A 19,567-nucleotide genomic window follows, 5' to 3' on the forward strand; every position below is an offset into this window, starting at 1 on the left:
GCCGTTATACATCCAGCGCGGATAAGGGAGTGCTTTCATGTCGGATTTTCCACCCATTGCCAGTTTGCGAAGCTTTGAAGCCGTCGCCCGTCTTGGCAGCGTGACGCTGGCGGCGAAAGAACTCCACGTTACCCATTCCGCAATCAGCCAGCAGATCAAACTGCTGGAGGAGATGGTGGGCGTAAAGCTCTTTATCCGTCAGGGACGCGGGGTGCAGATCAACGAAGAAGGGCGGCTCTATGCCTTACAGGTACGCGAGGCGTTGAACCATATTGCGGATGCCACCCGGCTTGTACAGGTGAAGCCGAGAAAGCAGGAGCTGACGCTGGCGATGGTGCCGTCTTTTGGATGCCACTGGCTGTTGCCGCGCCTGGAACGCTTTCGGGCGAAATATCCGCTTATCACCCTTCGGATCCAGGCCTGCCTGACGGTCACCAGCCTGCAGCAGGAAGGAACAGACATCGCGATACGAATGGGGAAGGGAAACTGGGAAGGGAGCGAAAGCCAGTACCTTTTTTCCGATGAGCTTATTGTGGTGGCCGCACCCGGCTATAACGACGGTGTGCTGCCCGCTACGCCGGCTGAGATTGCAAAAAGTCATATTATTTTTTCCATGGAGTCGTGGAAAACGTGGTGCGTAAATGCGGGGCTGGAGAAAGAGATCGTGCCTGGCGGTTTATGCATTAACGACTCGAATTTAATTATCGAAGCCGTTCGGCTCGGGAAAGGCATCGCGCTGGAGCGCCGCTCTCTGGTTCAGGATGCCATCACCCGGGGCGAGCTGGTCCAGTTAACCTCCATTACCGCGCCGTATCCCTGGCCTTACTGGCTGGTGAAAGCGCGGTCAACGGAGACGAAGCCGGAGGTGGCTCTTTTTGTCGCGTGGCTGGATGAGGAAGTGGCGGCCTGGCGGCAGTTGCTGGGCTGCTGAACTTTTTCCGATGCTGCTCGTAACAAAATGAATATCCAACAAGGGAGACATAGAATTACTCCGGCACGCATTCAGTATTTCCGTAACCCCACAAGATTCTGCTTTTCCATCTCAGCATAATCATCGCTATAGCTTTGCACGTATATAGCTTTTGATCTATATTGGATGGGAGGTCTTGTGTGGGCAATTAACACGACGGACAGGTTTGATCGCTGGTTCACTTCGCTTGACGATACCGAACGCGCCAGCGTACTTGCAGCACTGCTTGTTTTGCGAGAGAAGGGGCCGGGTTTATCGAGACCCTACGCTGATACGCTTAAAGGCTCTCGTCACAGCAACATGAAAGAGCTACGTATTCAGAGTAAGGGCGATCCCTTGCGGGCGTTTTTCGCCTTTGATCCAAACCGCACGGGTATCGTGCTTTGTGCGGGCAATAAGATCGGCAATGAAAGGCGATTCTACGATGAGATGCTTCTCGTTGCTGACCAGGAATTCACTCACTGGCTGGATACATTAAAAGAGAGGGAATAGCGCGATGGGAAGAACCCTTGAGCAGCTTATAGCGGATGAAAAGCCGGAGGTTGTCGCCAGCGCTCAGGCGATAGCAACGGATATTTTGCTCAACATTCATCTTGCTGAGTTACGCGAGAAAGTACAAAAAACGCAGGTAGAAATGGCGCAGGCGTTGGGTATCAGGCAACCTACCGTTGCGGTAATGGAAAAGCCCGGGCGCGATTTGAAACTCTCTTCTCTCAAGCGCTACGTTGAGGCGGCGGGCGGAAAGCTGCGGCTTGATGTGGAGCTGCCGGACGGCTCGCACTATGAGTTAGTGCTGTAGGGCAGAAAAGCAAAAAACCTGCTTCAAAACCGCCAGCATGACCGTCACTCGCGGTGATGAACGAATAGATGCAGTTATTTATGGGTAGAAGTGGGGACATGCTGCTGCATCAATTCAACGATCCAATCAATAAAAACGCGCAGTTTGGCGTTAACGTGGCGGTTCGGCGGAAAGGCCAGGTACAGGGGCATTGGGTTAATACGCCAGTCTTCAAATAGCGGAATCAAGGAGCCACAAGCCTGATGTGCTGCCGCCATATAAACGGGTAGCGCAATCACGCCTAATCCCGCGAGCCCGGCTTCGAGGTAGGCATTGCCATCATCCACTGCAAGCACGTAGCTGCCCGTGATTTCAATATGTTCGCTCTCACCGTGCAGTACCAGAGGATCAACCTTACCGGTGCGTGAGGACAAGAATCCCACTATGCGATGGTCCGTGTTTTCCAGCTCTCGCGGATGCGCAGGTGCGCCGAGGCGTTCCACATAGCTCGGTGCGACGTAAACACCGATTTGCAGATCGCCGACATGGCGTGCGATCAGGGACTGGTCATTGATTTCCCCGCCGCGCACGACGCAATCCACGTTGTCGCCGATCAGATCCACCACCCGGTCACTCACGCCCATGTCGAACTGGATATCCGGGTAGCGCGCGTGAAAAGCCGGTAGCGCGGGCACCAGCACCAGGCGAGCGAGAGGAGTGGGCACGTCCACCCGTAGTCGCCCCCGGGGCGTCATCGTCGCACTGGACAGGCTGTTTTCAGCATCTTCCATGTCCGCCAGCAGGCGGATGACGCGCTCGTAGTAGACCGCGCCATCAGGAGTTACACCGAGCCTGCGGGTGGTGCGGTGGAGCAGCTTGACGCGCAGGCGCGCTTCCAGCTGTTGAATAAGCTGCGTCACCGTGGTTTTGCTCATATGAAGCGTTTGGGCAGCCTTGGTGAAACTGCCTGCCTCAACCACGCGAGCAAAGGCGCGCATCGCATCGAAACGATCCATCCGTTGTTCTCTCTTTTCACCGATTGTTTGGATATTACAAACAATGATGGACAAAGTCGCTTGTTTATCCGCCCGCTACAGCAACTGTAAAGTGTGTTTATGTTCACCGGGCCGATTTCGCCCCATTACAGAGGCACAAACATGACAACACGCGAAGCCGTTTTTCCCTTCGGTCGGCAGGCGCTCTACGAGCGCAACCGGTATTCACCCGCCATCAAATCTAACGGCTTCCTGTTTGTTTCGGGACAGGTTGGTAGCCGGGAGGATGGTTCGCCTGAAGAGGATCTCAACGCGCAGATCCGGCTGGCATTCGATAATCTTAATGCTGTTCTCGCTGCTGCGGGCTGCACGTTCGGTGACGTGGTTGACGTTACCCTCTTTGTCGTCGATCCCGAGTCAAACCTCGACGCAATCTGGAGTATCCTGCCAGAATATTGGGGGGAAGCGCCTTACCCGACGTTGACCGGGATCGGCGTGACGTGGCTGTACGGATTCCAGTTTGAGATTAAGGTGATTGCCAGGCTGCCCTGAGCGTTACGGGTCTTTCCGACGGTCAAAAGACAATACAGCGGGCGCAGCTCCGATCCGGAAGCCGCCTCGCATTTCGTTTATCCGATTCGCCATAATCCTTTGAACCGCAAAAACAGTTTTCTATTATCAGCCTTCTTAGTTCCGCGCTTCGTTCCCGTCTGCACTGTCCTTCGATGGATAACGGCTTTATGGACACCTAAATACGAAAAGGAAATCACCATGAATCTGATGACTAATTGTGCACTTCCCGCCATGAATGTTATATTAAAATATAATATTCGGAGGTGCGCTATGTATACAACTCGTCTGAAAAAGGTCGGCGGATCCATCATGCTGGCGGTTCCTCCCGCCGTGCTGAAAACGCTGGAGCTGTCGACGGACAGCGAAGTCGGCATGACCATTAATAATGGCTGCCTGATTATTGAACCCCAGAAGCGGCCTCACTATTCGCTTGAGGAGCTGCTGGCGCAGTGCGATCCGCACGCTGAAATGAGCGAAGAGGAGCGGGAATGGATCGATGCGCCTGCGGTGGGCAGGGAGATCCTGTAAATGGACAGAGGGGAAATCTGGCTTGTTTCGCTGGATCCGATTGCTGGCCACGAGCAAAGTGGAAAACGTCCGGTTCTTATCGTATCGAAGGCATCGTTTAACAAGCTGACCCGGCTACCGGTAGTGGTTCCCGTCACCAGCGGCGGAAACTTTGCACGTACGGCAGGTTTCACCGTTTCACTGGAAGGGGCGGGAACAACAACAACGGGCGTTATTCGCTGCGACCAGCCCAGAACCATTGATATGGCTGCCCGGAACGGCATGCGGCTGGAACGCATACCTGACGCCGTTGTAAATGAAGTGCTTGCCAGGCTGGATGCGATTCTGAATTAACATCAGTGACGCAGAAAAGCAAAAAGCCTGCTTCAAAAGCAGGCTTTTCAAATTTGGCTCCTCTGACTGGACTCGAACCAGTGACATACGGATTAACAGTCCGCCGTTCTACCGACTGAACTACAGAGGAATCGTGTGAACGAGGCGCATAGTAGCGGCCTCGGTACGCCTTGTCAAAGGGTGAAAACGCACTTTTCGTTTGTTTGCCGACAATTTCAGCAAATCGCTGATTTTATAGCAAATTCGCGTTGAAATTACACAGCAAAATGCGCCGCCCGCAGGCGGCGCGCAGGATCAGAACAGTACGGAGTAGTTCAGACCAAACGTACGTCCGCGGCCTTTATAGGTATACAGCCCCGGTGCGCCGTAGGTTGGGCTATACAGCCCCGGCGCGCGCTGGCCCCAGGCGGTGGTGTAGTCTTTGTCCAGCAGGTTTTCCACGCTGAAGCTGACCTTACCCACCGGCAGGGCGTAGCTGCCCAGGAAGTCGACCGTGTTATAGCCATCGATCTTCTTGCCGTCGGAGTCTGACACGTCAAAGGTCTGCGTGCTCTGCACGCGCAGGGTCCAGTCGCCCGGCGCCCAGTTGACCCAAGCGCTGGCTTTCGACGGGCTGGCGCTGTCAACCGTCAGCTTCTCCCATTTGCCGTTTTCGCGCGTTTCAGACTTGATGGCGTTAAAGTTCGCACCGGTGCTCCAGTCGCTGTCGGTGAAGAAATAGTCCACCTGACCTTCAACCCCGTAGATACGACGCTTGTCGTCTTCCAGGTTGATGGTCATATCCGTCTTGTTGATGGTGATGGTTTTATCAGAGAGCGAGTAATACGCCGCGACCTGCGTGCGCAGGTTATCGCCGGTGTAGCGCCAGCCCAGCTCATAAGCGTTGACCTTGATACCGTCCAGCGTCGAGTCGTTCACGTTGACGCTGTTCAGCAGGCGATAGTGACCGTTGCTGAGCTGATAGGTGCCGGAGCCGTAGTACTTCGCCAGGTCCGGAATTTCGAAGCCCTGGGAGAAGTTAAACCACAGCTGCTGCTGTTCGGTCAGGCGACCGAGGATCCCGGCGTTAAACAGGAAGTTGTTGTAATCGGTTTTTCCGCCCGGCACCGCGTCGGCGGAGGTGGCTTTCCCGGTGGCGATGGCCTGCTGCTGGGTATAACCGACAAAGTCGTCCACCTTGTTTTCGGTGTACTGATAGCGCACGCCGCCGCTCAGGGTGATGGCGTCAATGTCGTAGCTGGCCTGCAGGAACGGGGCGAGGTTGGTGATGCTGTAGCCCGGGTAACGGCCCACGTTGTAGGCGTTATCCAGCTCCATGCCGCCGCTCGCCGCAGCCTTGCTCAGGTTGAAGAACTGCTGGTTGGCATCGAAGGTTTCGTGGTCGGCATCCACACCCCAGGTCAGCGTTAAATCGTCCACCGGCTTGCTGTTCAGCGTCAGCTTGCCGCCGTAGAAATCTGTTTTCTGCTGGGACGCGCCGATGCTGCTCACCACGCCTTTGGTCAGTGTCGGGAATGGATAATAGGTCAGGCTCTCGTCGCGATAGTAAATCTGCGCGACCAGATCCTGGCCCCAGAAATCGGTATTGGAGTACTGCAGGTTAATCAGATGGCGCTCGGTGCCCGGTACGCGGTCAGAATCAAGATTATCTTTGTTGTACGCGGTCGCATCGCCTGTTACCGCCGAGAAGTTTTTCCCGAGATACAGCCCATGCTTGCCGTCGGACTCGCTCTTGTAGTACTGGGTCGTCAGCTGCAGCTGCTGACGATCGTCAATGTTGATGGTGCCTGTGCCCATCACATCTATACGGTCGGAATACTGGAGGCCGGTCTGGGTGTTATCGATAATCACCTCGTTGCCTTTGCCGTCATACCAGCCGCCGTAGCGCTGATACGACACCGACAGACGACCGGAGGCGTTGTCGTTACCGCCGCTTACGGCTGCCGACACGTTCTCATCGCGATCGTTGTGGCTGTTAAACCCGCTCTTTGCCCCGGTCTGGAACTCCACTTCGGTATCCGGCTGGCCCTTTTTGGTGACGATGTTCACCAGGCCGCCGGTGCTGCCGCCGCCGTAGAGCGAGGTGGCGCCGGAGATCACTTCGATACGGTCAATGTTGAACGGATCGATAGAGTCCAGCTGGCGGCTGTCGCTGCGGGACGAGTTCAGGCGAACGCCGTCCACCATCACCATCATGGAGCGGCCGCGCAGGTTCATGCCGTAGTTGGTACGGCCCTGGCTGCTGACGTCCATACCTGGGATCAGCTGCGCCAGCACTTCTTTAATCTCTTTCCCGCCCTGAACCTGCTGCTCAATTTCAGCCCGTTCAATGACCCAGGTGGTCTGCGCCATCTCCGCCACGCTGCGGTGCGCGCGGCTGGCGGAGACCACGATATTTTCTTCCTTTTGTTCTTCCGCCCACGCAGAGGTAGAAAGCATTGCAAGCAAGCAAGGATTTAAAACCCAAAGATGAGAACGTTTCATTGTTATGTTGATCCTGATTGTGTGTGTCAGTACTCGGTGGTTTTTGCTAATGATTTAAAAACCGGGCTGCTGTCCGGGCTGGTGGTGGTGCGCCAGTGGATAACGCCGGGTGTGGTGGCCAGCTCAAACGGCTCGTCGGCGTGCGCGCGATTAAGAATTCGCGCTGCGCGCCAGGCCATCAGGCTGAGCTGGGGTTCGGCAATGCCGAGACGGTGTATCCCGGCATTCACGGCGAACAGGCGGTTGCTCTGCGGGCCGTCCCATTCGAGGGTGAAATCGTTGTTAATGCAGAAGGCTTCGTCCGTATCCAGATGCAGGCGGTGAGACAGCGGCGCGAGGAACGCGGGCTGCACGGCGCGGTAGCCGGTGGCGAAAATCACCACGTCACTCTCCAGCTGCTCGCGGCCGCCGTCGAGGTGATGCTGAATGCTCAGGCGATGGCCGTTTTCCTGGCGCGTCAGGGACGTCACCGAGCGGGACGGCAGGAGATGCGCCCAGGGTTTTTCACGCAGCACTTCGAAGCGGTGGTACATGGCGCGGTAAATCGCCAGCAGGGACTCGGTGGTGATCCCGTCGGACGTCATCTTCTGCTCGTGCAGCATCTGCCGACGGGCCTCTTCACCCAGCGTGGAGAAGCTGTCCACGTACTCCGGCGTGAAATACTCGTTGGCAAAGGCGGCTTCATCCAGCGCATTATAGTTATTGCGGCGCGATACCCAGTTCAGGCTCAGCGGCTGGCCCCATTCGCCGCGGAAGATATTCAAAAACAGGTCGGCCCCGCTCTGGCCGCCGCCGACGACGGTGACGCGCTTGCCCGCGAGATCCGGCGTGCGCAGCATCATCTCGCTGGCGTGGAAGCAGGTATCGTCCTGCGCGGTGACGCAGTCAGGCAGGTTGATCTGTTTGCCAATCCCCACGCAGACGTGGCGCGCCAGGAAACGGTCGCGCTGGGTCATCACCTCAAACAGGCCGCTTTTCTCATCAAAGCTCACCTGCTGTACCTGCTGGCTGAAGGCGAGATTGGTGAGGTTTTCCGCCGCCCAGCACAGGTAGTCCGCAAACTCTTCGCGGGAGACGGTGCGCTGCTCGGTGGTCAGGAAGCGGTAGAACTTTTTGCGCTGCACCAGGTAGTTCAGGAAGCTGTGGCGGTTGGTCGGCTCCACGGCACTGACCAGGTCCTTCAGGAAGCTGGTCTGCATGTGGCAGTCCGGCACCATCATCCCCGGGTGCCAGGAGAAGTGCGGTTTACGCTCAAGGAACAGCGAGCTAAAGCCGTCCAGCCCTTCGGCCAGAGCGGCGATGCTGAGGTTAAACGGGCCAATACCAATGCCGATGAAATCATAGGTTTTCATTGCGCTGACTCCCGGGAGGCGAGAAAAAGAGGGTTATCAAGGTCGGTGACGTAGTTCGGCAGCATGCGGCTGCCGCCGTCGTGTTCGGAGAAGGTCAGTTTGACCGGGTTGAGGATCACGCGAATAATCTGCGGCTTGAAGAGATCGAATTTGGCGAAGCGTTCTGCCAGATCCGGGTGCGCCGCCATATAACCCCGTAAAACCCCGGCCAGAAGCTGGTAGAAACGCGTTTCGCTCACGCCGCATTGCAGCGTGAGGCGCGACATAAAGCGCAGCACCGTCACAAAATTACCGGTTTGCAGGTCGTGAATAATGTAATCCGCGCTGAGGCGCGCCGTGACGGCCTTCACCTGCTCCGGCAGGCTCTGGGCCTGCGGGAAATCCTCATCCACCAGGCGCATATCGCCTTGGAAATCCTTCAGCAGGATGCGCTGCGGGACGTAATCCTTCATCACCAGCGTCACGTTCTGGCCGTGGGCGATCAGCGCCACGCCGTAGCGGCAGAGCAGGTGATAGAACGGGATCACCGTTGCCTCGAACAGCTTTTCAAGCCACGCGTCGGCGCTTAGCCCCGAGCGTTTAATCCACGCGTCGATCAGCGGGCGCCCGGCGTTATCGGTTTCCATCAGCGCTGCCATCAGCACCGCCTGTTCACCGTCTTCTACATAACAGGACGGATTCTCGCGCCAGATCACCCCCAGCATCTCCTGATAGCGGTAGGGCGCTTTCGGCAACGCGGCATAGCCCGGATGCGACAGATATCCGGCGGCGGGTTCGCCAAGCACCTGAGCACCGGAGCGGATCAGCGTGGCGTCGGTAGCGAACTGCTGCTGCAGCCAGCGCGAAGCCAGCGGCCCGGCGGCAATGTATTTGCCCGGGATGCCGCGATAGCAGGAGGTGTTGTAGATGGTCAGCGGAAGCTTGATGTCATACGGCGCGCGACGGCTGGCGTTGGTGAGCGTGCGCAGGGACTGCTGTGCCAGATACTCGTCGCCAAATTCGCCCAGCTCAACCATCTCACCGCGCGCCAGCTGCGCCAGGAAATGAATGGCGATCTTCTGCTGCCACTGCCACGGGTGCAGCGGCACCGGCAGCCAGCCGTCGTTGAGACCCAGCGCCTGCCAGCGGTCGTTGAAGCGGGCGAGCTCGGCGTTGTCCATGGCGCTGGCCAGCAGAGAGTTGATATCGCAATCGGCGTCGCTGCTCCAGACCAGATGCTCCCGCTGAACGGCGACCCAGTGCAGGCGAAAACGTCCGCGATACTCAGGCGCGTACTGACGCAGCGCGTCCAGGCCCCAGCCGCGGCGACCTTTGTTGAAAATAAACTTCGGGTGACCGCTCATCAGACACTGTAATTCGTCCGGGTCGAGGTGGATCAGCGCGTCCGCGTCCAGCGCTTCACGCGCCTGCAGCAGCTGCATGTCGCCGCGCAGCGTGGCGTAGAGATCTTCCATATGCTCTGCCGTTTGCGCGTCGCTCATCTCCAGCACTTTCGCCAGCTGCAGCAGCGCGCGTTCCGCTTCCACTGCATCGCCGCTGGCTGTAGTCAGGGTATCCGGGTCGATATGCAGCCAGCCCCAGATCCCGCGCGTGGCGCGAAACTGCCAGGACTCGTTGCCCATGGTGATGCGCCAGCCGTTCGACGAAACCGGCTCAGCGCGCAGGGTGCGTTCGTACTCCAGCTCGGCGAGGATCTTCGCCACCATCTCGCGGTTCACTTTCTGCCAGAGCGCGTTCACAGTTCCACCTCGCTGAAGAAGCGGTGGCGCTGGCTCATGATGAGGCGCGAGCGCTTGTGCGGGAAGTCGAACTCTTTCACCGTCTCGAAACCGGCGGAGGCCAGATGGCGGAACAGGCGCTGGTTGTCGAAGCGCGGCTCGGCGACAATTCGCGCGGTGTGCGGTTCATCGAGATACAGATAGTGGCTCAGGCCGCGCAGCCAGCTGCGGATGTACTGCGCGCCGCGCCAGTTCTCTTCGCCCACCAGCATGTGCAGCCCGCGGTCAAACGGCTGCCAGCGGTAGTGGCGGCCAATGCGGTCTTCTGGCGCCCAGTAGAGCTCAAAATAGCCGAACGGCTGGTCGTCGAAGCAGCCGATAACCGGGTAGCAGTAGGTCGAGTCAAGCTGACGGCGCAGGTAGTTTTCCTGCTCGGCCTGCGGGCCAGCCATCTCCCAGAAGGCGTTCACGCGCGGGTTGTTCATCCAGCGTGTAAAGCGCTCGCCGTCCAGCGCCACGTCGACCACGCGGAAGCTGAGGGTGCGCTTAATTTGCGGATCGTAGCGACGGTATACTTCGCCCTGCGGGCGGTGAGGACGCAGCGGGAAGTACAGCTGACGGCTCTCATCAAACTGCATCCCGCCGCTGGCCTGCGGCCGTTCGCCTTTCAGCCACAGCGGCAGCTGCCAGAAGGTTTCGCGTGCCAGATAGTCCCCGTGGGCCAGGCTAAACAGCGCCTGCGCCTGGGGTTCATCCTGCCAGGTTGCCCAGGTCAGGGTAACGCCGGTCAGCGCGGGCGCGGCAACAAACAGCTGATCGAGTGCTTCGACCAGCCAGCCGTCCGGGATCCCATTCAGACGCTCCAGCACCGCGCTGCCGTCGAGACCCAACGTCAGCGGCAGCTCGCGATCCGTTGCGGTGCAGCGAAAGCCGTAGCCGGAATGGACGATATTCGCGATGGACATTACGCCTTCTCCTTGTAAAACGGGTTGCTAAAGTCGAAATAGATCACCGCCGGATCGACGATGGTGTTTTCATTGCGATCGTGCAGGTAGCAGAAGAAGTTGCCTTTGCAGTTCCAGGTCGGGCTGTCGAGGACGTAGTCGAGGCAGCGGGTCTGCTTCGCCGTGCGGCGCAGTTCGGCCAGCGCGTCGCGCACGCGGGACATCAGGCTCTCCTCACTGTCGAAACCGGCGGCGGCGAGGGCGGCGGTGACGGCAAGGGTAGAGTTCAGCAGCAGGTAATAAGGGAAGTAGCGCAGCAGCTGGCTCTCACCGAAGCGGTTTTCCACCTCCGTTTCGCCCGCTGAATTCAGCCACGCGTCGGCCCCTTCGGTCCACGCGCTGCCCTGGCAGTCACGGTAGATCAGTCCGACGGGGAAATCCTGCTGCATCTCAACGAGGATATTTTGCTGGTGCGCCAGCAGGACCAGGCCGTAGTCCGCCTCGGCGCTGAACAGCGGGAGCAACACGCGGTCGCAATAGGCGTCCAGCCAGCAGCGGGCGGCCTTGGCGAGGGGTAAATCCAGACGCTGGCTCAGACGGCGCACCGCGGAGGCCAGCAGGCTGTCGCCGCCGTCCGGCGCGGCCTGGGTAAGGCTCACCAGCACGTTGGTCTGGGTGTCTGGCGTATCGAACAGCAGATTGACGCGCAGGGCCATCAGGCTCTCTTCCTGAATAACGCCGCTTTCGTCACGCAGCCCCGCCCAGCCGTCTTCCTGCATCACGCGCATGGTCGGGTAGCGGGCCTGTAATTCTTGCCAGCGTTCCGTTTTCGCCAGGCGCGCCAGGCGCATTCCGCGCTTAACTTCTTTGACCGACAGCGTGCGCACGGAGTTGGTCAGGCGCACGCTGAGGGAGAACTTAATCATGTCGCTGTTGGTTTCGCTGTACAGCGAGCGGGAGGAGCTGGTGGGCAGCCACTGCGCGCCCGCTTCACCCAGGTCCTGCAATGCACCGTTTTCCGCCAGACGCTGGCACCAGTCCTGCTCCAGCAGAAAGTCGGCCTGCCACGGATGCATCGGCAGCAGCCAGCGGGTGTCGGTGAAGTGGCCGAGCAGCTCAGGCGCGCTCTGGGCCGCGAAGCGCAGCAGACGCTCACGCAGGGAGACGTTCAGGCTGTCGCCGGCAACGAGCGCGCTCTCAACGGCAAACCAGCGAAGCGGGAAGCGGGAGGCAAAATCAGGAAGATAGCGACGCGCCTCTGTTTCGTTGAACGGCTCGTGCGACTTCGGCGCCGGGTGAAACGCGTGGCCGACCAGCAGCGCCTGTTCCGCTTCAGCAAACGTCAGCGGCATATCGCGCAGGTTTACCCAGCCGTGGCGCAGATCGATCGCCTGCCAGGTGTGGGCATGGCTTTCAAGAACGCGCTGCTTAAAACGCGCCAGCGTATCGGCATCCAGCGAGCCTTTTACTGACGGTTTTTCAAGAATTAAATCAACCAGTTGATCAAATGTGACGGCGTCACCGTCATCACTGTTGCTCTGAAGAAGCGTGGCCGGGAAACGGTACTGATGATGCTGGGTGGGAGAGAAATAGCGTACCGGAACCCGAAGCGCTTGGGTTTGGGACAGCGGGATATGAATGTTCGGTAACGCATCCGCAGCGGTAGCGGGGAGATAGCGCCAGTCCTTCGTTTCGCGCAACAGGGCGTTCAAAAAACACTGGGCTGCAACGTCTGTACCGGCAGAGCGGGGCAGAGCACGCATAGATGTACCTCATTCCATGATTGATAATAATTCTCGTTATGATATTCATTCTGTTTACAGTCGCAACCATTTTTGCAATATTTGTTTTCATAAACTTCATGATTTCCACACATTTATTGACACTATGTTCACATTCTCATGCGCACTGACTCTGAAGTATTGACCGAAAAGGTCACCTCAAAAGCCAACTGGCCCCTGGCGCTATGTGCGGGTTTATTAGGTATCGGACAAAACGGCCTGCTGGTGATGCTCCCGCAGCTGGTGACCCTGACCGGGCTGTCGCTCTCGGTCTGGGCCGGTCTGCTGATGTTCGGATCCATGCTCTTTTTACCGGCCTCGCCCTGGTGGGGACGCCAGAGCGAGCGGCGGGGATGTAAGGCCGTGATGGTGGCCTCGCTGAGCGGCTATCTGGCCAGTTTCGCCGTCATGGCGCTGGTGGTCTGGACGATGGCGTCCGGAAGGCTGGATACCTTCTGGGGACTGGCGGGACTGATTCTTTCACGTCTGCTTTACGGACTGACGGTCTCGGGGCTGGTACCTGCGGCCCAGACGTGGGCTATTCAGCGTGCGGGGCTCGAGAAAAGAATGGCGGCGCTGGCGACGATAAGCTCCGGCCTCAGCTGCGGACGTTTGCTCGGCCCGCCGCTGGCGGCGCTGATGCTCAGCGTCAGCCCGGTGGCGCCGCTCTGGCTGATGGCGATCGCGCCGTTAATCGCGCTGCTGCTGGTGCTTCGCGAAGCCGCAGACCCGCCGCTGCCGCCGGTGGCGCACCAGGCGACCCGCCTGCAGGCCTCGATGCTGCCGTTCCTGCTGCTGGCGCTGCTGCTGGCGGCGCTGGTCAGCCTGATGCAGCTTGGCCTGTCACCGCATCTTAGCCCCCTGCTGGAGGGTAATGCCCGGGACATCAGCCATCACGTTGCGCTTCTGCTGAGCCTGGCCGCGCTGGCCACCCTCGCGGCGCAGTTTCTGGTGGTCCGCCCGCAGCATTTCACCCCGGTGACGTTACTCTGCATCGCGGCGGTGCTGATGGTGGCCGGGCTTGGGCTGATGATCGTCGCGGGTTTAACGCTGTTCTACGTGGGGATTGTTATCACGTCACTCGGGGCGGCGATGGCCACGCCGGGCTACCAGCTGCTGCTGAACGACAGGCTGACCACCGGGAAAGGCGCGGGCGTCATCGCCACCAGCCACACGTTAGGCTACGGCGTCAGCGCGCTGCTGGTGCCTGTGGTGACGCGCTTTTACGGCGAGCAGTCTTTGACGGTGGCCGCATGGGGAATGGCAGTGCTGTTTTTAGCGTTGAGCATAGGGGTACGGTCAACCGAGCGGACCCCTTCCGAAAAGCCTTAATGGATCTGGCGGGAGGAATGGCCGCCAGACTCCTCATTTTGCCGCAGACGCTGGAGCGGATCCTGCTGATAAAACTGACAGAAACGCTGCCACAGCGCCGGGAAGCGGGGCGCGAAAAGCTCTGGCGCGCTGAAGAAATACTCCGAGAGCACCGCAAAGCACTCGGCCGGGTCGGTTGCCGCATAGGCGTCAATGCTGGCTGCGCTTTCGCCCACCAGGTCTATTTCATCCTGGATGTTATCCATCGCCGCGTGCAGATCGTGCTCCCAGCCCGCCACCTCGCGAAGCGGGATCAGCGGTACTCCGCTGGCGCGATCGCCGTTGCGGGTATCGAGCTTATGCGCCACTTCATGGATAACCAGATTAAAACCGGACGCATCGAACGAGTCCTGAATGTCGAGCCAGTTGAGGATAATCGGCCCCTGCTGCCAGCTTTGTCCGGATTGCACCACGCGCTGGTTGTGCACCAGCCCGATGTCATCTTCCCACTCGTCATCGACGATAAAGGGAGCTGGATAGATCAGCACTTCGTGGAAGCCATCCAGCCACTCGATACCCAATTCAAGCACTGGCAGACAGAAAAGCAGGGCGATGCGCGCGTTTTTAAGGGGATCGAGTTCGAAACCCTGCAGTGGAACCAGGCGTTTTTGCTGTAAAAAACGATCCGCCAGCTGAACCAGTTTCGCTTGTTCATCCGGCTTAAGATTAGCCAGAACAGGGATCGTCAGCGCGTCATCCCATGGCAGCGCCATATCCCGGCCAGCTTCATTCGTTTTCCAGGGCCACTTTATCATCGCTTTGCTCGCAAACTCGTCACTTGAACAAAAATGGGAAAGTCAGGTTGGTTAAGATGCCAGAAAATCGCTCACTGCGACAATTCCAGCCTGAATAAACTATCATTCGTACGTAGCGGTGGGTAGCGGTTTACGGGCATCACCTTCATTTTGTGAAGTCTGTCGTAGCCTGCATCCACAGGTCTAGTGAAGAAATCAGTACGGTATTGAAAAGATGAGCGATTTCAAAGGTAACAAGCAGAACCTGCCCAGCCGGGCGTGCGCGCACTGCCAGCGGCCCATGACGTGGCGCAAAAAATGGGCAAAATGCTGGGATGAGGTCAAATACTGTTCCGAGCGCTGTCGAAGGAGCCACCGTTGACCGAACTGCGCCTGATCCTCGGCGATCAGCTTAATCCGCACCACAGCTGGTTCGATGCCTGCAATCCAAATGTCATTTACGTGATGCTTGAGCTGCGGGCCGAAACCGCGTACGTGTTTCACCACGCTCAGAAAGTGATCGCCATTTTTGCGGCCATGCGCGCGTTTGCCTCTGCGTTAAAGGAGAAGGGGCATCGGGTGAGGTATGTCCGGCTCTCTGACGACTCAAACCGCGGCGCGCTGGAAGACAATCTCAACGCGCTTGTCGCGCATTACGGCGCCGACAGGGTGATATGGCAGGAGCCCGACGAATGGCGCCTGGACACGCAGCTGCAGGCGTGGGCGAAAGCGGCGTCCGTCGAAACGGCCTGCGTCAGCAGCGAGCATTTCTTCACCACCCGTGAACAGGTGAGCGCGTTCTTTGCGACGCGCAAAAGCTGGCGAATGGAGTACTTTTACCGGGAAATGCGTCGTCAGAACGGCATACTGTTAACCTCAGAAGGCGAGCCGGAAGGGGGGAAATGGAATTTTGATGCTGAAAATCGCAAACGCTGGTCCGGCGAGCCGCCCGCGCCGGACGACTCGCGTCCCAGCCACGATTATTCAGCCTTATGGGCGGAGATCCAGCGCTGCGGCGTAAACACCTTCGGCGAACCGCAGGCCGGGAATTTTCGCTGGCCGCTCAGCCGTTCGGAAGCCAAAGCCAGGCTGGATGAATTTATCGCTCGCGTGCTCCCGCAGTTCGGCGCCTGGCAGGACGCGATGCACGCTGAGGAGCCTTTTCTGTTCCACTCGTTAATTTCGTTCGCGCTGAACACCAAAATGCTTAATCCGCGGGAAGTGGTGGCTGCCGCCCAGCAGGCATGGCGTTTGGGCCATGCGCCGCTGCCAGCCGTCGAAGGGTTTATCCGACAAATTCTCGGCTGGCGGGAGTACGTGCGTGGGATCTACTGGTCGCAGATGCCGGGCTATCGGGAGCTGAATGCCTTAGACCAGCACGCCCCGCTGCCGGACTGGTTCTGGACCGGCAGGACGCAGATGCGCTGCCTGGCGCATGCGATTGGGCAGTCCCTCACCGAGGCTTACGCCCACCATATCCAGCGCCTGATGGTCATCGGGAACTTTAGCCTGCTCAGCGGCCTGTCGCCGCAGGCGGTTCATGAATGGTATCTGGGGGTCTATATTGATGCCTTTGAATGGGTGGAGCTGCCCAATACCCTCGGAATGAGCCAGTTTGGCGATGGCGGGTTGCTGGCCAGTAAACCCTACGTCTCAAGCGCGTCGTATATTCATAAGATGAGTAACTACTGTCAGGGGTGCCGGTATCAACACAGCCAGCGTACCGGAGAGCTGGCGTGCCCCTTCAATGCCCTTTACTGGGATTTCTTTGCGCGCAACCAGGCGCGTCTGGGTAACAATCCCCGCCTGGGCATCGTCTTTAAACAGCTTGCGGACATGAAGGAAGAGGAGCGGCAGGCCATTGCCGATCGCGCCGGGTATATTCGCCTGCATCTCAACGAGCTCTGACGTATTTCACCACCGCGCCGGTTGCGGCGGGTTAATAAGACGCTATTATTTTTGACTTTGTTGCGTATTCCCTGACAGGACATCCAGACGCCATGCCCGTGAATTTTGACCTTAACGATCTTTATGCTTTCAGAGCGTTAGTGGAATACGGTAACTTCCGTGTCGCTGCTGAATCTATCTGCTTATCCCAGTCGGCGCTAAGCCGCAGGATTGAAAAGCTGGAAGCCGCGCTGGGAAACCGGCTGTTTGACCGTACCACCCGCCGCGTGTCCTTAACGTTATACGGGCAAAACTTTGCTGAACGCTCCGCGCAGCTGCTCGACAACGTTGAGTCAATGCTGGCGGATGTCGATAAGGTCAGTGAAGAGCGGACGGGGCTGATCACGGTTGCCACGGTGCCGTCCGCGGCCTGTTACTTTATGCCCGATGTGATCCGTCGTTTTCAGTCTCGCTATCCGCGGGTTCGCATTAAGCTCATCGACAGCAGCGCGGGGAATGTGATTGACGCCGTGGCCCGAAGCCAGGCTGATTTTGGTATCTGCTTCGCAGGAAACCTGCCGTCTGACATCGAATTTTTCCCGCTTGTGGAGGATGTCTATGTTGCGGCGTGCCGGAAGGATCACCCCCTGGCGCAGAAGAGTCACCTGACGTGGCAGGCCTTTTACCAGCAGGATTATATCTCCCTCGATAAAACGTCAGGTAACCGTAACCTGCTCGATCGGATGCTGGGGGATATCGTTCCCGAACGCCCCAGCGTCTGCGAAACGCGCCACGTTACCACGATGCTCGGTATGGTAGAGGCGGGGATCGGCATTGCTGCCGTTCCCGCCATGTCGATGCCGACGTCAGAGCACACGCTGCTGACGCATCTGCCGCTGGTGGCGCCGGAAGTGAAACGCACCGTGGGGCTTATCCGGCGCCGGGGGCGCATCCAGTCCTACATTGCGGCTGAACTGGAAAAACAGATCACCGAGCAGTATCGCCGGACGTAACGGGGATCATTCCCGTCTTCTGGATGACGTCCCTGGAGGGCGGTGAGGCGAGATAGGTCAGCAGCGCTTTCCCCTCTGCGGGATGTTCTGCATGGCGGGTGACCGCACCCGCGAAGCGCGTGATGTACTGCAGGTTATCCGGGATTTTCCCGATAAAGGTGACGCCCTGAACCGGCAGCAGCTCGCTGACCTGCTGGAAACCGACGGCGTATTTTCCTTTCGCCACTTCTGAGGCGACAGGGATACGCTCGACCATTGTCGCTTTACCCGCCACTTCTTTTTCAATCCCCATTTTTTTGAACAACGTCTGGCTGACGTACCTGCCGCTGGCGCTGTCAGAGTAGGCGATGGAGCTGGCCTGCAGCAGCGTTTTACGCAAAGCCGCCTCGCTGCTGATATCAGGGACATCCGCACCTTTTTTCACCACCATGCCAACGGGGGAGTCCGCGAGTTCGGTTCGCGAACCCGGCTGGGTCTGGCCGGCTTTTTCGAGCTTCTCCAGCGCATCGCCCACCATAATCACCACGTCGGCTTTCTCGCCGCGCGCCAGTCGGTTTGGGATCGCCTGCGGCGTAGCGCCCATTGAGGGGCCGGGGATAATCACGATTTTATCCCCGGTCCGGCGTTCATAGTCCGGGGCCAGCTTTTCCAGGGCGGCCTTGAAGCCGCCTGAAATCATGACCTTCACGTCCTGGGCACAGGCATTAACGCTCAGGAGCGTCAGCACCAGCGCGCTGGCGGTAAAGCGATAGGTGCGTTTCATACTGCCCCCTGTGACTTGACGGTGTTTTGCAGCGATACCGCGCGGCGGCGGTAGAGGTAGAGCGTGGCCAGCAGGGCGCACACGGCGGCGAAACTCATCCAGTAGCCAGGCGAGGCTTTGTCACCGGTGTATTCAATCAGCGCGGTGGACATGACCGGGGTAAAGCCGCCAAAGACCGCCGTTGCCAGGCTGTAAGCCAGAGAGAACCCCGCCACGCGCACTTCAGCAGGCATAATCTCCGTCAGGGCCGGGATCATCGCGCCGTTGTACAGGCCGTAGAGGAAGGAGAGCCACAGCAGCACGATCAGCATCATGGAGAAGCTGGGTGCGCTCGCCAGCAGCGTCAGGGCAGGGTAGCTGGTCGCCAGCGCAAGCAGGGCCATGGCAATCAGCACCGGCTTGCGCCCGAAGCGATCCGACAGCGCGCCGCCCACCGGCAGCCAGATGAAGTTAGAAATCGCCACCAGCAGCGTGACCAGCAGGCTGTCCGAGGCGCTGAGCATCAGCACCTTTTTGCCAAAGGTGGGGGCGTAGACGGTGATCAGGTAGAACGCGGTGGTGGTCATCGCCACCATCAGCATGCCTGCGACCACAACCTGCCAGTTGCCAAGGAGCGTTTTAAAGACCTGACGCATCTCCAGATGCTGGCGGCGCGCGCTGAACTCTTCCGTCTCCTCCAGCTTGCGGCGCAGGAAAAAGATAAACGGCACGATTAAGCAGCCGAACAGGAAGGGGATGCGCCAGCCCCATTCGCGAATGGCGCTCTCCTCCATCAGGGCATTCAGGGCAAAGCCCATCGCCGCGGCGACCATAATGGCGACCTGCTGGCTGCCGGACTGCCAGCTGGTGTAAAACCCTTTGCGGCCCGGCGTGGCGATTTCAGCCAGATAAACCGAGACGCCTCCAAGCTCCGCACCGGCGGAGAAGCCCTGCAGCAGACGGCCCATCAGCACCAGCATCGGCGCCCACAGACCGATGCTTTGATAAGAGGGGATAAGCACGATCAGGAACGTCCCCGCCGCCATGATGGAAAGCGTGACGATCAGCCCCTTTCTGCGACCTACCTTGTCGATATACGCGCCTAGCACAATGGCACCGATGGGGCGCATCAAAAAGCCCGCGCCGAAGACGGCGAAGGTCATCATCAGCGACGCAAATTCACTGCTTGCCGGGAAGAACGTGTGGGCGATGTAGGTGGCATAGAAGCCGAACAGAAAGAAATCGAACTGCTCAAGAAAATTGCCGGACGTCACGCGGAGTATGGCGCCCGCTTTCGAGCGTACGGTTGCAGGTGAGGTTGAGGAAAACATGGTTATCTCCAGTTTATTGTTGACGTTTTACGC

19 protein-coding genes and 1 tRNA gene are annotated in these 19,567 nt (G+C 58.7%); 10 read left to right on the top strand and 10 right to left on the bottom strand.

Annotation, left to right across the window (positions count from 1 at the left end):
• Window positions 1–37 precede the first annotated feature (37 nt).
• The 3 genes from AC27FC_RS01510 to AC27FC_RS01520 all read left to right on the top strand — a co-directional run bounded on the left by AC27FC_RS01510 (window position 38) and on the right by AC27FC_RS01520 (window position 1,769).
• Window positions 38–931, top strand: a complete 894-nt coding sequence (locus AC27FC_RS01510) for a LysR substrate-binding domain-containing protein (RefSeq protein ID WP_196354217.1) — start codon at window positions 38–40, stop codon at window positions 929–931.
• A 177-nt stretch (window positions 932–1,108) separates the two neighbouring features.
• A complete protein-coding gene (locus AC27FC_RS01515; protein WP_196354218.1) occupies window positions 1,109–1,462 on the top strand; it encodes a type II toxin-antitoxin system RelE/ParE family toxin in 354 nt (117 codons plus the stop codon).
• A gap of 4 nt (window positions 1,463–1,466) precedes the next feature.
• A complete protein-coding gene (locus AC27FC_RS01520) occupies window positions 1,467–1,769 on the top strand; it encodes a helix-turn-helix domain-containing protein (RefSeq protein WP_058841454.1) in 303 nt (100 codons plus the stop codon).
• A 74-nt stretch (window positions 1,770–1,843) separates the two neighbouring features.
• Here AC27FC_RS01520 and AC27FC_RS01525 read toward each other — a convergent pair whose 3' ends face one another.
• The gene (locus AC27FC_RS01525) at window positions 1,844–2,764 is read right to left on the bottom strand and encodes a LysR family transcriptional regulator (RefSeq protein WP_196354219.1); all 921 of its coding nucleotides are present in this window, start codon (window positions 2,762–2,764) and stop codon (window positions 1,844–1,846) included.
• A gap of 141 nt (window positions 2,765–2,905) precedes the next feature.
• On the opposite strand from AC27FC_RS01525, the gene AC27FC_RS01530 reads away from it, so the two are divergent.
• From AC27FC_RS01530 to AC27FC_RS01540, 3 genes are all read left to right on the top strand, one after another.
• A complete protein-coding gene (locus AC27FC_RS01530; RefSeq protein ID WP_058841452.1) occupies window positions 2,906–3,295 on the top strand; it encodes a RidA family protein in 390 nt (129 codons plus the stop codon).
• A 291-nt stretch (window positions 3,296–3,586) separates the two neighbouring features.
• Entirely contained in the window at window positions 3,587–3,844 is a 258-nt protein-coding gene (locus AC27FC_RS01535) for an AbrB/MazE/SpoVT family DNA-binding domain-containing protein (protein ID WP_033145928.1), read from the top strand.
• Complete coding sequence (locus tag AC27FC_RS01540; protein ID WP_064672767.1) at window positions 3,845–4,177, top strand: type II toxin-antitoxin system PemK/MazF family toxin; 333 nt, start codon at window positions 3,845–3,847, stop codon at window positions 4,175–4,177.
• 54 nt (window positions 4,178–4,231) lie between these two features.
• Here AC27FC_RS01540 and AC27FC_RS01545 read toward each other — a convergent pair.
• The 6 genes from AC27FC_RS01545 to AC27FC_RS01570 all read right to left on the bottom strand — a co-directional run bounded on the left by AC27FC_RS01545 (window position 4,232) and on the right by AC27FC_RS01570 (window position 12,438).
• A tRNA-Asn gene (locus AC27FC_RS01545) sits at window positions 4,232–4,307 on the bottom strand.
• Between the two features lie 164 nt (window positions 4,308–4,471).
• The gene (locus AC27FC_RS01550; protein WP_045142987.1) at window positions 4,472–6,661 is read right to left on the bottom strand and encodes a TonB-dependent siderophore receptor; all 2,190 of its coding nucleotides are present in this window, start codon (window positions 6,659–6,661) and stop codon (window positions 4,472–4,474) included.
• A 26-nt stretch (window positions 6,662–6,687) separates the two neighbouring features.
• Complete coding sequence (locus AC27FC_RS01555) at window positions 6,688–8,013, bottom strand: lysine N(6)-hydroxylase/L-ornithine N(5)-oxygenase family protein (RefSeq protein ID WP_196354220.1); 1,326 nt, start codon at window positions 8,011–8,013, stop codon at window positions 6,688–6,690.
• Window positions 8,010–9,752 (bottom strand): aerobactin synthase IucC, encoded by a 1,743-nt coding sequence (gene iucC / locus AC27FC_RS01560; RefSeq protein ID WP_290098520.1) that lies wholly within the window; start codon window positions 9,750–9,752, stop codon window positions 8,010–8,012. Before iucC ends, AC27FC_RS01555 begins: the two co-directional genes overlap by 4 nt.
• Complete coding sequence (locus AC27FC_RS01565; RefSeq protein ID WP_196354221.1) at window positions 9,749–10,696, bottom strand: GNAT family N-acetyltransferase; 948 nt, start codon at window positions 10,694–10,696, stop codon at window positions 9,749–9,751. Before AC27FC_RS01565 ends, iucC begins: the two co-directional genes overlap by 4 nt.
• Entirely contained in the window at window positions 10,696–12,438 is a 1,743-nt protein-coding gene (locus AC27FC_RS01570; RefSeq protein ID WP_232960339.1) for an IucA/IucC family protein, read from the bottom strand. The genes AC27FC_RS01565 and AC27FC_RS01570 overlap by 1 nt, the downstream gene beginning before the upstream one ends.
• 138 nt (window positions 12,439–12,576) lie before the next feature.
• Here AC27FC_RS01570 and AC27FC_RS01575 point away from each other — a divergent pair, with 138 nt between their 5' ends.
• Entirely contained in the window at window positions 12,577–13,788 is a 1,212-nt protein-coding gene (locus AC27FC_RS01575) for an MFS transporter (RefSeq protein ID WP_196354223.1), read from the top strand.
• Here the strand turns inward: AC27FC_RS01575 and mtfA are convergent.
• Window positions 13,785–14,582 carry a DgsA anti-repressor MtfA gene (mtfA, locus tag AC27FC_RS01580; protein ID WP_033145920.1) on the bottom strand — a complete coding sequence of 266 codons (798 nt, stop codon included), beginning with the start codon at window positions 14,580–14,582 and terminating at the stop codon, window positions 13,785–13,787. The genes AC27FC_RS01575 and mtfA overlap by 4 nt on opposite strands.
• A gap of 214 nt (window positions 14,583–14,796) precedes the next feature.
• Between mtfA and AC27FC_RS01585 the strand changes: the two genes are divergently transcribed.
• From AC27FC_RS01585 to psrA, 3 genes are all read left to right on the top strand, one after another.
• Window positions 14,797–14,943: a DUF2256 domain-containing protein gene (locus AC27FC_RS01585; protein ID WP_071789391.1), complete on the top strand. Its 147-nt coding sequence runs from the start codon at window positions 14,797–14,799 to the stop codon at window positions 14,941–14,943.
• A complete protein-coding gene (locus tag AC27FC_RS01590; RefSeq protein ID WP_176690117.1) occupies window positions 14,940–16,469 on the top strand; it encodes a cryptochrome/photolyase family protein in 1,530 nt (509 codons plus the stop codon). Before AC27FC_RS01585 ends, AC27FC_RS01590 begins: the two co-directional genes overlap by 4 nt.
• 92 nt (window positions 16,470–16,561) lie before the next feature.
• Window positions 16,562–17,461: an L-proline-binding transcription factor PsrA gene (psrA, locus tag AC27FC_RS01595; RefSeq protein WP_045142985.1), complete on the top strand. Its 900-nt coding sequence runs from the start codon at window positions 16,562–16,564 to the stop codon at window positions 17,459–17,461.
• Here the strand turns inward: psrA and AC27FC_RS01600 are convergent.
• The gene (locus tag AC27FC_RS01600; protein WP_045887828.1) at window positions 17,436–18,224 is read right to left on the bottom strand and encodes a substrate-binding domain-containing protein; all 789 of its coding nucleotides are present in this window, start codon (window positions 18,222–18,224) and stop codon (window positions 17,436–17,438) included. The two genes, psrA and AC27FC_RS01600, sit on opposite strands and share 26 nt — an antisense overlap.
• Window positions 18,221–19,534, bottom strand: coding sequence for a tricarballylate/proton symporter TcuC (gene tcuC / locus AC27FC_RS01605; protein WP_487159830.1), 1,314 nt, complete (start codon window positions 19,532–19,534; stop codon window positions 18,221–18,223). Before tcuC ends, AC27FC_RS01600 begins: the two co-directional genes overlap by 4 nt.
• Window positions 19,535–19,567: the final 33 nt, after the last annotated feature.

The organism is Enterobacter sp. C3_dUdeg (assembly GCF_057536195.1).

Excerpts from the sequence above, each read along its gene's own strand:
- AC27FC_RS01510 (WP_196354217.1), top strand. The coding sequence starts at position 38 with ATGTCGGATTTTCCACCCATTGCCAGTTTGCGAAGCTTTGAAGCCGTC.
- AC27FC_RS01520 (WP_058841454.1), top strand. The coding sequence starts at position 1,467 with ATGGGAAGAACCCTTGAGCAGCTTATAGCGGATGAAAAGCCGGAGGTT.
- AC27FC_RS01525 (WP_196354219.1), bottom strand. The coding sequence starts at position 2,764 with ATGGATCGTTTCGATGCGATGCGCGCCTTTGCTCGCGTGGTTGAGGCA.
- AC27FC_RS01530 (WP_058841452.1), top strand. The coding sequence starts at position 2,906 with ATGACAACACGCGAAGCCGTTTTTCCCTTCGGTCGGCAGGCGCTCTAC.
- AC27FC_RS01535 (WP_033145928.1), top strand. The coding sequence starts at position 3,587 with ATGTATACAACTCGTCTGAAAAAGGTCGGCGGATCCATCATGCTGGCG.
- AC27FC_RS01540 (WP_064672767.1), top strand. The coding sequence starts at position 3,845 with ATGGACAGAGGGGAAATCTGGCTTGTTTCGCTGGATCCGATTGCTGGC.
- AC27FC_RS01550 (WP_045142987.1), bottom strand. The coding sequence starts at position 6,661 with ATGAAACGTTCTCATCTTTGGGTTTTAAATCCTTGCTTGCTTGCAATG.
- AC27FC_RS01555 (WP_196354220.1), bottom strand. The coding sequence starts at position 8,013 with ATGAAAACCTATGATTTCATCGGCATTGGTATTGGCCCGTTTAACCTC.
- AC27FC_RS01565 (WP_196354221.1), bottom strand. The coding sequence starts at position 10,696 with ATGTCCATCGCGAATATCGTCCATTCCGGCTACGGCTTTCGCTGCACC.
- AC27FC_RS01570 (WP_232960339.1), bottom strand. The coding sequence starts at position 12,438 with ATGCGTGCTCTGCCCCGCTCTGCCGGTACAGACGTTGCAGCCCAGTGT.
- AC27FC_RS01575 (WP_196354223.1), top strand. The coding sequence starts at position 12,577 with ATGCGCACTGACTCTGAAGTATTGACCGAAAAGGTCACCTCAAAAGCC.
- mtfA (WP_033145920.1), bottom strand. The coding sequence starts at position 14,582 with ATGATAAAGTGGCCCTGGAAAACGAATGAAGCTGGCCGGGATATGGCG.
- AC27FC_RS01585 (WP_071789391.1), top strand. The coding sequence starts at position 14,797 with ATGAGCGATTTCAAAGGTAACAAGCAGAACCTGCCCAGCCGGGCGTGC.
- psrA (WP_045142985.1), top strand. The coding sequence starts at position 16,562 with ATGCCCGTGAATTTTGACCTTAACGATCTTTATGCTTTCAGAGCGTTA.
- AC27FC_RS01600 (WP_045887828.1), bottom strand. The coding sequence starts at position 18,224 with ATGAAACGCACCTATCGCTTTACCGCCAGCGCGCTGGTGCTGACGCTC.
- tcuC (WP_487159830.1), bottom strand. The coding sequence starts at position 19,534 with ATGTTTTCCTCAACCTCACCTGCAACCGTACGCTCGAAAGCGGGCGCC.